This window comes from Streptomyces inusitatus, from assembly GCF_014651115.1.
GTDB classification, from domain to species: Bacteria; Actinomycetota; Actinomycetes; order Streptomycetales; family Streptomycetaceae; genus Streptomyces; species Streptomyces amakusaensis.
Window position 1 is genome coordinate 205,409 of the sequence record NZ_BMWG01000007.1, and the last position, 13,853, is coordinate 219,261.

The window sequence follows — 13,853 nt, forward strand, 5'->3', positions numbered from 1 at the left end:
TGGAGCGGAGCGGCGTCCGCGTCCGGCGGCGGGAGTGTCCCGATGGGGCAACCGCCGTCGGCGGCCCCGGATGAATTCCCGCGGCGGGCCCGGCGGACGGGTCCCGGTCGTGGGCGATGCGGCTGCCCGCCGGTTCCCCGTTCGCCGCACCGCGGACGGGGAGTGCCGATCACGGGCCCGTGGGGCGGGCCGGGGATCCGGCGCGCGGCGGGACCGCGCGCGGCCCGCCCGGGCTGTGCCCCGGGCAAGCACCGGCGACACACCATACGCGAATGCCCCGCCCTCACCCGAATCGATCAAGTGGCGCGCCCCGGAGGGCGGTTGGCCGCTTCGCTACAGGCGCCCGCTCCCGCCGTACCAGCGGCCGTAGCGGGAGCCCAGATACGCGGCCGAGCAGCCGTGCAGCAGAACGCTGAGCGCCACGGTCACGGCGATGACGCCGCTGAGGGTCTCCGTCCCCGGGAGCGCCTCTTCGAAGGCGATCAGCCCGAACACCACGGACGCGAGTCCGCGCGGCCCGAACCAGCCGATGTAGGCGACGGTGGGCGGGCGCAGCCCGGCGCCCGCGAGGGCGAGGACGACGGGGAGCATCCGGACGACGGTGAGGCTGAGCAGCGCGTAGAGAAGCATCCGCCAGTCGGCGTGCCGCAGGACGGGGCCGAGGACCACCGCGCCGAACAGCAGGAAGCTCAGCGCGGTCAGCAGTTCGCCGAGGCGGTCGGTCAACTCGACCTCGTGGCCGACGCTCGCGTCGGCCGCGGCGTCGGTCCCGGCGGCGGCGGTCGCGGTCGCGGGGCGGCCCGCGGCCGCCTTGGCGCGTCCGACGGTGCCGAAGGCGAGTCCGGCGGTCCAGGCCCCGATGAAGCCGCTTCCGTCGACGGCGACACAGAGCGCGTAGGCCGCGGCGGGCACCAGCAGCACCAGGATCTGCCGCCAGGCGGGGGTGCTCGCGTCCCGCGCCGCCGACCGGCCGAGGAGTTCGGCGCCCAGCCATCCGGCCGCCAGCCCGATGGCCCCGCTGGCCACGAGGGCGAGCAGGAAGACGGCGGCCGGGCCCTGGTGTTCCGCGTGGCCCTCGCCGGCCGCCGCGAGGGCCAGCAGGAAGAACGGCAGCGCGATGCCGTCGTTGAGGCCGGACTCGACGCTCAGCCCGTGGCGCACCGGCGCGGGAACGCGCTCGTCCGAGACCGCCTGCTGTCCGAGCGCAGCGTCCGTGGGGGCCAGGACGACGCCGATCACCGCCAGTTCCCACAGGCCGAGACCGGGCAGCACGGCCCATGCCAGCAGCCATCCCAGCGCCATGGTGAGCGGCAGCCCGATCGCCAGCAGCCGTACCGGCAGCGAGCGCTCGCGGCGCAGATCCCGCCGCCGGACGGCGGAGGCCCCGGCGAAGAGCACCAGCGCCAGCGCGCTCTCCAGCACCGCGCGGGTCACCTCGGCGTCCTGGCCCCGGTCGACGAGATCGAGCCCCAGCGGGCCCATCGCCAGTCCGCCGGCGACGCAGACCATCGGGCCGGAGACCACCGTCGTCGACAGTCTGCGCGACACCACCGCGTACCCGGCGAGCAGGGCCGCCGCCACGACGACGGCCCAGGGGTTCACCGCGCCCCCCGTCTCAAGGCCCCGCCAGCACTTCGGCGAGGTCGTACCGCACCGGCTCCTCCAGCTGGGCGTAGGTGCAGCTCGCCGGGGTGCGGTCGGGACGCCAGCGCCGGAAGCGCGCGGTGTGGCGGAAGCGGTCGCCCTCCATGTGGTCGTAGGCCACCTCCACCACCCGCTCGGGGCGCAGCGCCACCCACGACAGATCCTTCTTGCCCGTCCAGCGGCTCTTCGCGCCGGGCAGCCGGGCCCCCTCGTGGGCGCTCTCCTCGGCCCAGGCCGCCCAGGGGTGTCCGTCCGGGGGGTCCATCCGCAGCGGTTCCAGCTCCTCGATCAGCTCCGCCCGCCGCTTCATGGGGAAGGCGGCGCAGACGCCGACGTGCTGGAGCGCTCCGGTGTCGTCGTACAGCCCCAGCAGCAGCGAGCCGAGGATCGGACCGCTCTTGTGGAAGCGGTATCCGGCCACCACGACGTCCGCCGTCCGCTCATGCTTGATCTTGAACATCAGCCGGGCGTCCGGCCGGTAGGGCAGATCCAGCGGCTTGGCGACGATCCCGTCGAGCCCGGCCCCCTCGTACTGCTCGAACCAGCGCTCGGCGACGGCCGGGTCGGTGGTGGCGGGGGCCAGATGGACCGGGGGAGCGGCGGGGCGGAGCGCCTCGGTGAGCAGGGCGCGCCGCTCGAAGAGCGGGGTGTCCAGCAGGGCGGTGTCGCCGAGCGCCAGCAGATCGAAGGCGACGAAACTGGCCGGGGTCCGCTCGGCGAGCGTCCGCACCCGGGAGGCGGCGGGGTGGATCCGCTCGGAGAGCCGGTCGAAGTCGAGCCGGCCGCCGTGGGCGACGACGATCTCGCCGTCGACCACGCAGCGGCCGGGCAGATTGGCGGTGAGGGCCTCGGCGAGTTCGGGGAAGTAGCGGGTGAGCGGCTTGCCGGTACGGGAGCCGATCACCAGCTCGGAGCCGTCGCGGTGCACGATCGCCCGGAAGCCGTCCCACTTGGCCTCGTACTGCATCCCGGGCGGAATCGTCTTCACGGCCTTCGCGAGCATCGGTTTCACGGGCGGCATCACCGGCAGATCCATAAAGGAATTGTCCGATATGCAATGAATGTCGGCACGGCATACGCTGACCCACATGGCCGGAGCGGTGGAACTGGAAGTGGGCACCCGGACCGTACGCGTGTCCAATCCCGACAAGGTCTACTTCCCCGAGCCCGGCTACACCAAGCTCGACCTCGTCACCTACTACCTCGCCGTCGGCGACGGCATCACCCGCGCCCTGCGCGACCGCCCCACCACCCTGGAGCGCTACCCCGACGGAGTGACCGGCGAGTCCTTCTTCCAGAAACGCGCCCCCAAATACCTCCCCGACTGGATCCCCACCGCCCACATCACCTTCCCCAGCGGCCGCTCCGCCGACGAGCTGTGCCCCGCCGAACCCGCCGCCGTCGCCTGGGCCGCCAACCTCGGCACCGTCACCTTCCACCCCTGGCCGGTACGGCGCGAGGACACCGACCACCCCGACGAACTGCGCATCGACCTCGACCCCCAGCCCGGCACCGACTACGCGGACGCCGTGCGCGCCGCCCACGAGCTGCGCGCCGTCCTCGATGAGGCCGGGCTGCGCGGCTGGCCCAAGACCTCGGGCGGGCGCGGCCTCCACGTCTTCGTCCCCATCGAACCCCGCTGGACCTTCACCCAGGTCAGACGGGCGGCGATCGCGGTGGGACGCCGGCTGGAGCAGCGGATGCCGGACCGGGTCACCATCAAGTGGTGGAAGGAGGAGCGCGGTGAGCGGATCTTCGTCGACTACAACCAGACGGCCCGCGACCGCACCATCGCCTCCGCCTACTCGGTGCGCCCCCGCCCGCACGCCCCGGTCTCCGCGCCGCTGCGCTGGGAGGAGATCGACGACGCCGTCCCCCGGGACTTCGACATCGTCTCGATGACCGCCCGGTACGCGGACGTCGGCGATGTCCACGCCGACATGGACGAGCACCGCTTCAGCCTGGAGACCCTGCTGGAGGCGGCCCGCCGCGACGAGGCGGACCACGGCCTCGGCGATCTGCCCTATCCGCCGGAGTACCCCAAGATGCCGGGCGAACCCAAACGCGTCCAGCCGAGCCGCGCCCGCCGCCCGGAGTGACGGCGGACGCGGCTCCTGCCGGCACCGGCACCCCGCTACAGCTCCTGGATCCGGATGTCGCGGTACGAGATCACATCCGCCGTGCCGTGGACCTGGAGCCCGATGTACCCCGACGCGTAGCGCCTGCCGTCGCTCCCCGGGTCCCCGCCGCGCGGCGGGACGAAGTCCTGGCCGCCGGTGTTCTCGAAGCTGTTGATCAGCACACCGTCGCGCAGCACCGAGTACGTCTGGCCGACCACCCGGATCTCGTAGTCGTTCCAGGCGCCCTTGGGCGTCACCCCGGCCCCGGCCAGCCCGACCCGGTCGAAGCCGTACACCGAACCGGTCTTGTACAGGTCTCCGTCGGGCCGGTCGAGGATCTGCACCTCATGGCCGAACATGACGGCCACCCACTCGGGGCGCGGCTCCTCCGGGTGGTCGTGCACCCCGGGGAAGCGGACGAGGACCCCGCTGTTGGCGTTCCCCCCGCCGGGGGCGTCGTCCCGCCACTGGAGCTTCAGCGAGAAGTCCCCGTACCGCCGCTGGGGGAACCACAGCATCCCCATGCCGCCCCGGTCGGTGCCGCTGGTCATCGAACCGTCGGGGTTGAGGGCGAAGGAGCCGCCGCCCACGTGCTGCCAGCGGTCGAACGAGGAGCGCGTGCCGTCGAAGAGGCTCCGGTAGCCGGTGTTCTGACCGGGCCGGCCGATGCCGGACCGCTCGGCCGCCGCCCGGATCTCCCGCCGCTCCCGCGCGTCCAGCACACCGTCCGAGAGCAGCCCGTCCAGGACCGTGCCGACGTGCTTGAGGAAGAGCGCGTGCGAGGACCAGGACTTCTCGTCCTCGATCAGCTCGTTGACCGTGCAGCGGGACCGGGTCATCCGGTTGGGCACCCCGCTGTCGACCGTACCGACGATCACGGTGAGCCGCTCGTCCCACTCGGGGCACCCGGGAGCCGGCACCCCGCCGCCCTCGGCTACCGTGAAAGTCGTCCGCCGCGCCTGTGAGGTGTTGCCCGCCCCGTCCGTCGCCCGGTGCAGCACCGTGTGGAAACCCACCCGGTCGACGAGCACCGGAGCCGTGTAGGCCAGATAGGGGCCGCCGTCGAGCGAGTACTCGACCCTCGCGACCCCCGAGCCCCCGGTGTCGGCCGCGTTCACCGTCACCCGCGCACTCGTCACATGGGCACCGTCCGAATTCAGCCGCCCGGCCACCTCGGCGGCCGTCACCGGCGGCTCCCGGTCCGGCGCGGGCGTCGCGACCACGGTGAAGTGGACGGACTGTTCGGCGGAGGTGTTGCCGTCGCGGTCGGTGGCCCGGTAGCGGATGGTGTGGGTGCCGGTGGTGTTCACCACGACCGGTGCGGTGTACGCCTGCCAGGGCCCGTCCGCCCCCGTCGCGTACTCGATTCGACCGACCCCCGAACCGGTGTCGGACGCGGTCACGGTCACGGTGGCCGTGTCCAGATACCGCCCCTGGTCGTCGCGTTCGCCGCCGACCGTCCCCGAGGTCTCCGGAGGGGTGGTGTCCCCGCTCGGCGGGGCCGCCACGGTGAAGTGGACGGACTGTTCGGCGGAGGTGTTGCCGTCGCGGTCGGTGGCCCGGTAGCGGATGGTGTGGGTGCCGGTGGTGTTCACCACGACCGGTGCGGTGTACGCCTGCCAGGGCCCGTCCGCCCCCGTCGCGTACTCGACCCGGTCGACGCCCGAGCCCTCGTCGGTCGCGGTCACCGTCACGGTGGCGTGGCCGAGGTACGCGCCGTCCGTGTCGCGGTCGCCCTCGACCCTCGCCGAGACGGCGGGCGCGGCGGTGTCCCCGCCGGTGTTCTCCGTGACGGTCAGGATCCCCCGCATCGCCCCATGGCCGGGAATGGCGCAGTGGAAGCGGTACCGCCCGGGGGTGAGGGTCACCTCCGCCGTGTACCGGCCGCCCCGCGCGTCGTCGGGCGAGGCGAGGATGTTCAGGGGTACGTCGCTGTTGAACTCCGGGTCCGACACCTCGAAGGTCAGGGTGTGCGGCATCCCCGTCGTATTGCCCGTCGCCCGGCTGTTCTCGAAGACGATCGCCGTCCGCCCCGCCACCGCCGTGGCGGGGGCGGAGAGATAGCGGTCCACCGGATCCCCGGCCGTCCAGGTCAGCACCTGCTCCGCCGCCCGGGCCCCGGATCCGCCCGGCACGGGCCGGGCGGCGGCCGACCCGGTCAGCCCGGTCAGCAGCCCGGCGACCAGCGCCACCGACGCCACCAGCGCCGTCCACAGCCGCCCCGGCCCCTGCCCCTGCCCCGGCCCTTGCCTCTGCCTCTGCCTCTGTCTCTGCCTCGACGGATGCCTCATCGGGTCGCCGCCTTCCGCGCCAGCCGGTCCGCGGCCGGGGTGGGTCCGCCGCCGTGGTAGGTGATCCGCCAGAGCGCCGACCGGGAGTCCGAGGTGAAGAACCCCCGCCCGTAGTCCAGGACATAGAGCGAACCGTCCGGCGCGAACTTCCAGTCCATGAGATTGCGGATGCCGTTCGCCCCGACCGGGACGATCCTCTTCAGGGACTCGGCGTGCACCGGGACACCGCCCCTGCCCACCGTCCTGGGATCGGTGAGCACCGCGTGCCGCGGCTGGTCGCCGTCGTAGAAGTCGCCGACGAACCACTTGCCGTCCCAGTACGCGGGCCACTTCACCGCGCTGGCGCTCGCCGCGTCGTGGCGGTAGACGGGGCCGTTCATCGCCGCCTGCCCGCCGCCCTTGAGCCAGGGCAGCAGCAGCTTCTGCTCGGACAGCAGATAGGAGGGGACGCCGTTCGCGTCGCGCGGGAAATCGGGGCCGCCGCCCTGGGGCGCGTACCAGACGGTGTTGGAAGTGACCGGCGGCAGCCGCACCAGCCCGTCGTTGTTCGGGGACTCGTTCCTGGGGGCGGCGCAGTCGTACCAGCCCCGGGGGACGGCCGGATCGGGCAGGGCGCGGTCCCGGTAGGGCTGGTTGTTGCCCATGCAGAACGGCCAGCCGTGGTTGCCCGCCCGGGTGATCGCCGCGAAGGTGTCGTACTTCGCCGGACCCCACACCGGGGACGGCGAACCGGCGTCCGGGCCGACCCACCCCGCGTACAGGATGTCCGTCCGGCGGTCGACGAAGATCCGCGCCGGGTTGCGCACCCCCATCACATAGATCTCGCCCCGGGTCTTCCCGCCGCCCTCGTCAGGCTCCCGGCCGGTGAAGAGATTGCCCTCGGGGAGGGTGTAGGCGCCGTCGTCCTCGGGGTGGATCCGCAGGATCTTCCCGTTCAGATTGTTGGTGTTGCCGGAGGTGCGCCGGGCGTCGGCGAAGGACAGACCCCGGTACGCGGGCTCCGGATTGTTGCCCGAGTAGCCGCCGCTGAAGCCGGAGGAGTTGTTGTCCCCGGTGGCGATGTAGAGATTCCCCCGGGAGTCCCAGGCCATCCCGCCGCCCGCGTGACAGCAGCTGTGGATCTGCACCTGCCAGGAGAGCAGCACCTTCTCACTGGCGAGGTCGAGCAGGCCCGAGGCGTGGTCGAAGGTGAAACGCGAGACCCTGCGGTCGGCCGTCCGCCGCTCGCGGTCGATCCGCTCGTGCGGTGTGTAGTGCAGATACACCCGGCCGTTGGAGCTGAAGCGGGGGTCCAGCTCGATGCCGAGCAGCCCCTCCTCATTCTTGACCAGCTCACCGCCGCCGCCCTTGTTGCCGAAGACGCTCAGCTCCCCGGCGAGGGTGACCCGCTTCGTCGCCGGGTCGTACACATGGATCTGGCCCTTGCCCCTGCCGACGTCCGGGCTGTTCCAGTCGGTGACCACGGGCCGGCCGGCGTCCGCGCCGCCCCGCCCGATGTAGAACACCTTCCCGTCGGGCGCGACGACCAGGCCGTGCGGCTCCCCGATCTGGTCGTTGAGCCCCGGCTGATTGGGCCGGGTGACCCGCTCGGCCGTGTAGTTGGCGTCGATCGTCGCCGAGCAGTCGGCGCGCGAGAGCCGGGCGGTCCAGGCCAGCGCGCCGCGCAGATGCTCCCGGAAGTCGGTCTCGGCGAAGCTGTCGGCCGTACCGCCCATCCCGGTGTAGAAGGAGCGCCCGCCGTCGTAGTCGCGACACCAGGAGATCGGGTGGTCCCAGCCGTTCGCCCCGGGGCCCGGGGTGTACGAACTCTCCCTGACCCGGGCCACCGTGTGCACCCGGCCCGAGGGGTTCACCGCCCAGTCGAACCACTTGTCGGGCCGCTTCCACTGGAGCGGCAGCCCCGCGGTGGCCGGATGCCGGCGGTCGCCGACCTCCACCACCGCCCGCGACACGGCGCTCGCCGCCCCCGCCGGGCGGGCGCCGACCAGCCCGGTGAACCAGTCGGAGTACGGTTCCGTCCTCGCCGCGTCATGGATGCCGAGGAAGCCCCCGCCCGCCTCCATGTACGCCTCCAGGCCCGCCTCCTGCTCCGGGTCGAGCACATCGCCGCCGCCGGTGAGGAAGACCACCGCGTGGAAGGAACCGAGCCGCGCCGCGTCGGTGAAGACCGAGGGGTCGTCCGTGGCCCTCGTCGCGAACCGCCCGGCGGCCGGGCCGCTCAGCCCGATGGACTCGATCGCCGCGATCCCCGCATCGACCACCGGCGACTCGGCGGTCGCGGAGGCGTGGAAGACCAGCACCGTGACCTCCGCGCCACCCGGCGGCGAGGGAAGGGACAACGTTGTCCGTCTCGGTTCCGGCGGCTGCCCTGCGGACGCCTCCGTACCCCCGGCGAGCAGGGAGACGGTCAGGGCCCCGGCTCCGAGAAGCGCCGCCAGGGCGCGTCCCGGCGATCTCGACCCGCGACGCGGTGTGCGCTGCATGGGCCACCCACCCCTCTGTGGTGATGACAACAGCACTGGAAGCTAGACCTCTTCGCCCGCCTCGCCAAGAGGTAAGGACGCAAAAGAACGAACTTTGTCCTGAGCGTGGAAAAACGAGGGACCCCCGGCTACCGTATGGCCGTCCCGGGCCCGAAGACCCGTCAATGACCGGGATGGAGCGGAGAGTTCGGCATGGACGTGGGCATGGACATGGACGTGGACATGGGCCGACGGAGCTTCGGCCGGAGGCTGCTGGCGGGCGGCACCGCCGCGGCCGCCGGGGTGACATCGTTGTCGCTTCCTGGCTCCCCCTTGACCGGGACCACCTTCGCCGCCGGCGCGCCGAGGACCGCCCCGGCGGGCGGCCGGGTGCGCCATCTGCGGCTCTACGCGGAGCGGCTCGCCGACGGGCGGATGGGCTACGGCACGGCGAAGGGCGCGGCGACCGTCCCCGGCCCGCTGATCGAGCTGAGCGAGGGCGACACCCTCCACATCGAGTTCGAGAACATCACGGACGTCGCCGTCAGCCTCCACGCCCACGGCGTCGACTACGACATCGCCAACGACGGCACCCGCCTCAGCCGCAGCCATGTCGAGCCCGGCGCCACCCGCACCTACACCTGGCGCACCCATGCGCCGGGCCGCCGCGCCGACGGCACCTGGCGGCCGGGCAGCGCGGGCTACTGGCACTACCACGACCATGTGGTCGGCACCGACCACGGCACGGGCGGCATCCGCAAGGGGCTCTACGGGCCGGTGGTCGTCCGGCGCGCGGGCGACATCCTCCCCGACAAGCAGTTCACGATCGTCTTCAACGACATGACGGTCAACAACCGGCCGGCGCACACGGGCCCCGATTTCCGGACCACGGTGGGTGAGCGCGTCGAGATCATCATGATCACGCACGGCGAGCTGTACCACACCTTCCATCTGCACGGTCATCGCTGGGCCGACAACAGAACCGGTCTGCTCCAGGGCCCCGACGACGTCAGCCGGGTGATCGACAACAAGATCACCGGCCCGGCCGACTCCTTCGGCTTCCAGATCGTCGCGGGCGAGAACGCGGGCGCGGGCGCGTGGATGTACCACTGCCATGTGCAGAGCCACTCGGACATGGGAATGGCCGGGCTCCTGCTGGTCGCGAAGCCGGACGGCACGATCCCGGGGTACGAGCCCCACCACGGCCCCTCCGGTTCCCGCTGATCTCCACCCCTCCGTATCGGATGCGGATGCGGTCCCGTCCGTTCCGCAGCAGACTCGAAGGAGAGGGCCGAACGCGACCCCCCGCCCCGAGGAGCGCGCCCATGCTCACCACCCGGTATGTCACCGGCTCCCCCAACTGGCTCGATCTGGGGACGCCGGACGTCGCGGCGGCGGACCGCTTCTACCGGGGGCTGTTCGGCTGGATCTTCGAGTCGGCAGGCCCCCAGGCCGGCGGCTACGGAATGTTCCGGCTGGACGACACCACCGCGGCGGGCGGCATGACCGTGCCCCCCGAACAGGCCCCGGCCTCCTGGCACGTCTACTTCCAGTCCCCGGACGCCGACGCCACGGCCGAGGCGGTGCGGCTGCACGGCGGCACGGTCCTCTTTGAACCCATGGACGTCTTCGACTTCGGCCGCATGGCCGCCTTCACCGACCCCTCGGGCATCGGCTTCGGCGTCTGGCAGCCCCGCGACTACAAGGGCCTCGGCGTCGTCGGCGTCCCCGGCAGCCTCTGCTGGCTGGAGCTGTACACCCCCGACACCGACGCGGGCCTCGCCTTCTACACCCAGGTCTTCGGCTGGGAGACCTCCTCGATGCCCTACCCCGACGGATCCGGCTCCTACCCGCTCGCCCACCCCTCCGGCACGGGCGGGGAGGCCATGTTCGCCGGAGCCGTCCCCGTCTCCGCCGACCCCACCGGCTCCGGCCCCCACTGGCTGCCCTACTTCGCCGTCCTCGACTGCGACGCCACCGCCGCCCTGGCCCGCGAGACCGGCGGCACCGTGCACCTGCCCCCCGTCGACCTGCCCGGCGTGGGACGATTCGCCCGGCTCACCGACCCCGCCGGGGCGAAGTTCGCCGTGATCCAGGGCGAGCCCCAGCCGGAGTGAGACCGTCCGCCGGGGACGTTGATGCTTCATTGAGCTGCCGTTTATCCGACTGGTGAAGGGTGAACGGCATGCCGATCACGCCGATCAACACCACCGTCGACGACGACCTCTCCTGGCAGGAAACCGCGCTGTGCGCGCAGACCGGACCGGAGTTCTTCTTCCCGGCCCCCGGCTCCTCCACCCAGGAGGCGAAGCTGCTGTGCGGGGCGTGCGAGGGACGGGTGGAGTGCCTGGAGTACGCACTGCGGCACGACGAGAAGTTCGGGGTCTGGGGCGGCATGTCCGAGCGCGAGCGCGACCGCCTCAAGCGCGCCCGAGCCTGACCTCCGCCCTCCCCCCTCACGTCCTCCTGACCCTCCCCCCCTTCACCAACTCCGCCCGCTCCGCGAGCACATCCGCCGCCGTCCCCCCTCCCGGCGCGCCGCCCCCGGGGGGCTCGGGGACCACCCGTACGGGGAAGTGGCCGCCGACGGGGGAGATGACGCCGCCGTAGCGGGGGTCGCCGGCGAACCAGATGAGGTCGGGGGAAGGGTTCTGTTTTTTGGCGAGGTCACCGGAGTGGAGCGCGAGGCGCAGAACGGGTGTGTACGCCTCGGAGAACTCGATCACGATGGCTTTCGGGCTCTCCACGCTCCGGCGCGGATACGTGCACGGGTACGCCTGCCATGGATACAGGGCGAGGATCCTGGCCATCCGCCGGGTGCGCCGGAGCGCCAGGCCGGTCACGAAAAGACATGGCGGATAGCAGACAGCGAGGATCACCAGGAATCCGGGCAGCTGTGAAGGCGTCTGCACGGTGGCGCACCAGCCGGCCCCCGCTCCCAGGAGGACCACGGCGATCAGCCAGGATGTCCGCCTGGCGACCAGGCGCCGGTGGCCCTCCGCCGTCGCGGGGTGCCGGAGGGCGCTGGAGAGCGGTGGGCGGTGCGGTCCCGGGCTCATCAGAAGAGGTCCCGGATTCGGGAGGTGGGACGTGGCGCGGGCTCCGGGGTCTCCACCGGCTCGGAGAAGCTCATGGTCTGGCCGATCCCTTCGAGGATTGATGTATACGCTTCGGAATTGCGGACGGCGGCGCTCGTGAGGTCGGCCACGGCGATGTGCTCCCCGGTGGGGCACGGAATCGTGAGCCGGGCCTGGAAGACGCCTTCGAAGTCCGCGGTGATGCCCAGCTCTTCCAGCGACTCGTCCGGTGGACTCACCAGAGTTCCGGCGACGAGTGCGGCCGGCAGTCCGCTGGAGAGTGTGAGGAGCCGTCCGGTGCTCTCGCTCCAGAGCGGGGAGTTCATCTGGGCGAGTGCGCACTGGGCGACTGCCAGCCCGGCCGTCCGTGACGCGATGCCCGCCATCGACAGCGAGAACAGGGAGACCGAGGCACCGTGCTCCCCGTCGGGATGAACGCCGATCGACATGTGCGCGGTCTCGCTGGTCCACATCGCGGCCAGCAGGTTCGTCAAGGTGCGTGTGTCCCGGAGCGCGGGGCCCAGAAGGCCGGTTCCTTCGAGAAGGGGTGTCAGGACCGGAGACGCGGATCGTTCGATCAGGGGGAGGTCGAGCGCGTCCAGTGAGTGGTAGCCGGGTGGAAGCCGGAACCAGAGCGGTGGAGCGGGAGTCGGCACAGGGTTTTCCCGTCGGTCGGGTTCAGCGGTTCAGTGACGTCCATACGCGGGCCGCCTTGGCGGCGGAGCCAGGGCCGTCGTCGAGAGCGGCCCGGGCTCCGTCCACGGCGGTCGCACCGTGCGAGACCGTCTCGTCGTCGCTCCAGGGGCCGTAGTGACTCATGGCTGTCGCGGCGCCCGACGCGGGGAGGGCGTACTTCACCGTTCTCTGTACCGGCTCGGGTGTGCGCCGCAGGGCCCAGGAAGTCAGTGGGTTCTCCACCTGGCGCATCTCGTCCATGGCGGAGACCGTTCCGTTCCCGAAGCCCTGAGCGCCCGCGCGTGTCGTCGTGGTGATTCCGGAACCGGCGACCGCCTGGGCGGTGTGCGCCGCCGCCGTCGCTGATTTGGCGCCTTGGGCGATCGACGCCAGGCCGGGAACCGACCCGAGGGCATCGCCCGTCAGGGTTACCGCGTTGTCCCAGAATTCGGCGTCGAACTCACCTTTGGTGAAGCCGTTCTTGAGTGACCGCTGCACCTTGGGGTCGGTCGAGTGGAGCGCGAGCGCCCCGAGGCTGGCACCCGTCGCGACGAAGAGCAGGGCCAGCCCGGCGGGCGCGAAGAACGGTCCGATCACCAGGGCGAGGAATCCGGCGATGGCGGAGACGTCCGACAGCAGGTCCCCCAGATCCTCCTCCACCCACTTCAGAACCTTCCCCAACACCCCCGGCTCCTCCGGAGCCAACCTCTCCACCGCCTCGTCCAGGGACTTCGCGATGCGTCTTGCCCGCGCGTGGTGTTCCTCCTCCAGTTCGCGGGCGAGGCGGAGGACGGAGTCCAGGGCGTCCTGGGCGTCGGTGACGGCGGTGGTGGCGGTGCGGAGGGTGTGGGGTGGGGTGGAGGGGGCGGCGCGGAGGTGGAGTTCGTGGGTGCGGGCGTGGGTGAGGGTCTGGGCGCAGAGGCCGGCGCGGGTGTCGTAGCGGCGGGCGGTGGCCTGGAGGCTGAGGAGGTCGTCGTGCCAGCGGGAGAGTTCGCGGGCGGCGTGGGAGACGGAGCGGTGGGCGTCGCGGAGGTAGCGGGGGAGTTCGCCGTCGAGGGCGGTGCGGAAGGCGTCGGCGGCCTGGCCGTGCCAGAAGGAGCTTTCGCCGAGGAGCTGGTCGAGCAGCCGGTGGGCGGTGGCGAGGGAGGCGGCGGAGGAGGCGAGCCCGGTGCGGAGGGCGGCGATCGCCGGGGGGCTGCCGGGGGTCGGGTTCCAGCCGAGGTGGGGGTGGTCACTCATGGGGGGCCACCGCGCGGAAGGAGGCCGCGACGGCCGCGTTGACCTGGGTGTAGCCCTGGTGGCTGAGCCGCACCCCGTCGTGGATCGAGGCGATCCGGTCCCGTAAGCGCTCGGCCCCGTACGCCCAGCGCTCCTGGAAGGCGTCGCAGGCCGTGTCCAGCTCGCCGGTGCCCAGCTGGTCCGCGCGGGCCCGGCTCAGGGCCCGTCCGGCGTCGGTGAGCGAGGACAGTGACCGCCTCAGCGCACGCGAGAGACGGTCCAGTTCATCGGTGTCCACCTGGAGATCCATGGCGGAACACCCTGGCAGATCATCGGGCCGGCTCCCCAACCGCTGTCCCCCGCACG

The 13,853-nt window shown here is 72.3% G+C and carries 12 protein-coding genes; 4 read left to right on the plus strand and 8 right to left on the minus strand.

The window, feature by feature from the left end; all coding sequences use genetic code 11:
• Positions 1-333: 333 nt before the first annotated feature.
• Both IE247_RS14740 and IE247_RS14745 read right to left on the minus strand, forming a co-directional pair.
• Positions 334-1,602 (minus strand): cation:proton antiporter, encoded by a 1,269-nt coding sequence (locus IE247_RS14740; RefSeq protein WP_190123537.1) that lies wholly within the window; start codon positions 1,600-1,602, stop codon positions 334-336.
• 13 nt (positions 1,603-1,615) lie between these two features.
• Positions 1,616-2,680, minus strand: a complete 1,065-nt coding sequence (locus IE247_RS14745; RefSeq protein ID WP_190123538.1) for an ATP-dependent DNA ligase — start codon at positions 2,678-2,680, stop codon at positions 1,616-1,618.
• A 52-nt stretch (positions 2,681-2,732) separates the two neighbouring features.
• On the opposite strand from IE247_RS14745, the gene ligD reads away from it, so the two are divergent.
• A complete protein-coding gene (ligD, locus tag IE247_RS14750) occupies positions 2,733-3,743 on the plus strand; it encodes a non-homologous end-joining DNA ligase (RefSeq protein WP_190123539.1) in 1,011 nt (336 codons plus the stop codon).
• A gap of 35 nt (positions 3,744-3,778) precedes the next feature.
• Here ligD and IE247_RS14755 read toward each other — a convergent pair whose 3' ends face one another.
• Together IE247_RS14755 and IE247_RS14760 are read right to left on the minus strand one after the other, a co-directional pair.
• Positions 3,779-6,055 (minus strand): OmpL47-type beta-barrel domain-containing protein, encoded by a 2,277-nt coding sequence (locus tag IE247_RS14755; protein WP_190123540.1) that lies wholly within the window; start codon positions 6,053-6,055, stop codon positions 3,779-3,781.
• Entirely contained in the window at positions 6,052-8,538 is a 2,487-nt protein-coding gene (locus IE247_RS14760) for a ThuA domain-containing protein (RefSeq protein WP_190123541.1), read from the minus strand. The genes IE247_RS14755 and IE247_RS14760 overlap by 4 nt, the downstream gene beginning before the upstream one ends.
• A 222-nt stretch (positions 8,539-8,760) precedes the next feature.
• On the opposite strand from IE247_RS14760, the gene IE247_RS14765 reads away from it, so the two are divergent.
• The 3 genes from IE247_RS14765 (at position 8,761) to IE247_RS14775 (ending at position 10,957) form a co-directional block, all read left to right on the plus strand.
• Positions 8,761-9,741, plus strand: a complete 981-nt coding sequence (locus IE247_RS14765; protein ID WP_190123608.1) for a multicopper oxidase domain-containing protein — start codon at positions 8,761-8,763, stop codon at positions 9,739-9,741.
• A 101-nt stretch (positions 9,742-9,842) separates the two neighbouring features.
• Positions 9,843-10,634, plus strand: a complete 792-nt coding sequence (locus IE247_RS14770; RefSeq protein ID WP_190123542.1) for a VOC family protein — start codon at positions 9,843-9,845, stop codon at positions 10,632-10,634.
• Between the two features lie 68 nt (positions 10,635-10,702).
• A complete protein-coding gene (locus IE247_RS14775; protein WP_190123543.1) occupies positions 10,703-10,957 on the plus strand; it encodes a WhiB family transcriptional regulator in 255 nt (84 codons plus the stop codon).
• 16 nt (positions 10,958-10,973) lie between these two features.
• Here IE247_RS14775 and IE247_RS14780 read toward each other — a convergent pair whose 3' ends face one another.
• The 4 genes from IE247_RS14780 to IE247_RS14795 all read right to left on the minus strand — a co-directional run bounded on the left by IE247_RS14780 (position 10,974) and on the right by IE247_RS14795 (position 13,797).
• The gene (locus tag IE247_RS14780; RefSeq protein WP_190123544.1) at positions 10,974-11,576 is read right to left on the minus strand and encodes a hypothetical protein; all 603 of its coding nucleotides are present in this window, start codon (positions 11,574-11,576) and stop codon (positions 10,974-10,976) included.
• The gene (locus IE247_RS14785; protein ID WP_190123545.1) at positions 11,576-12,088 is read right to left on the minus strand and encodes a hypothetical protein; all 513 of its coding nucleotides are present in this window, start codon (positions 12,086-12,088) and stop codon (positions 11,576-11,578) included. Before IE247_RS14785 ends, IE247_RS14780 begins: the two co-directional genes overlap by 1 nt.
• 184 nt (positions 12,089-12,272) lie before the next feature.
• A complete protein-coding gene (locus IE247_RS14790) occupies positions 12,273-13,508 on the minus strand; it encodes a hypothetical protein (RefSeq protein WP_190123546.1) in 1,236 nt (411 codons plus the stop codon).
• Positions 13,501-13,797, minus strand: a complete 297-nt coding sequence (locus IE247_RS14795) for a DUF6317 family protein (protein WP_190123547.1) — start codon at positions 13,795-13,797, stop codon at positions 13,501-13,503. The genes IE247_RS14790 and IE247_RS14795 overlap by 8 nt, the downstream gene beginning before the upstream one ends.
• Between the last annotated feature and the right edge of the window lie 56 nt (positions 13,798-13,853).

Excerpts from the sequence above, each read along its gene's own strand:
- IE247_RS14780 (WP_190123544.1), bottom strand. The coding sequence starts at position 11,576 with ATGAGCCCGGGACCGCACCGCCCACCGCTCTCCAGCGCCCTCCGGCAC.
- IE247_RS14745 (WP_190123538.1), bottom strand. The coding sequence starts at position 2,680 with ATGGATCTGCCGGTGATGCCGCCCGTGAAACCGATGCTCGCGAAGGCC.
- IE247_RS14790 (WP_190123546.1), bottom strand. The coding sequence starts at position 13,508 with ATGAGTGACCACCCCCACCTCGGCTGGAACCCGACCCCCGGCAGCCCC.
- IE247_RS14770 (WP_190123542.1), top strand. The coding sequence starts at position 9,843 with ATGCTCACCACCCGGTATGTCACCGGCTCCCCCAACTGGCTCGATCTG.
- IE247_RS14760 (WP_190123541.1), bottom strand. The coding sequence starts at position 8,538 with ATGCAGCGCACACCGCGTCGCGGGTCGAGATCGCCGGGACGCGCCCTG.
- IE247_RS14765 (WP_190123608.1), top strand. The coding sequence starts at position 8,761 with ATGGGCCGACGGAGCTTCGGCCGGAGGCTGCTGGCGGGCGGCACCGCC.
- IE247_RS14795 (WP_190123547.1), bottom strand. The coding sequence starts at position 13,797 with ATGGATCTCCAGGTGGACACCGATGAACTGGACCGTCTCTCGCGTGCG.
- IE247_RS14755 (WP_190123540.1), bottom strand. The coding sequence starts at position 6,055 with ATGAGGCATCCGTCGAGGCAGAGACAGAGGCAGAGGCAGAGGCAAGGG.
- IE247_RS14775 (WP_190123543.1), top strand. The coding sequence starts at position 10,703 with ATGCCGATCACGCCGATCAACACCACCGTCGACGACGACCTCTCCTGG.
- ligD (WP_190123539.1), top strand. The coding sequence starts at position 2,733 with ATGGCCGGAGCGGTGGAACTGGAAGTGGGCACCCGGACCGTACGCGTG.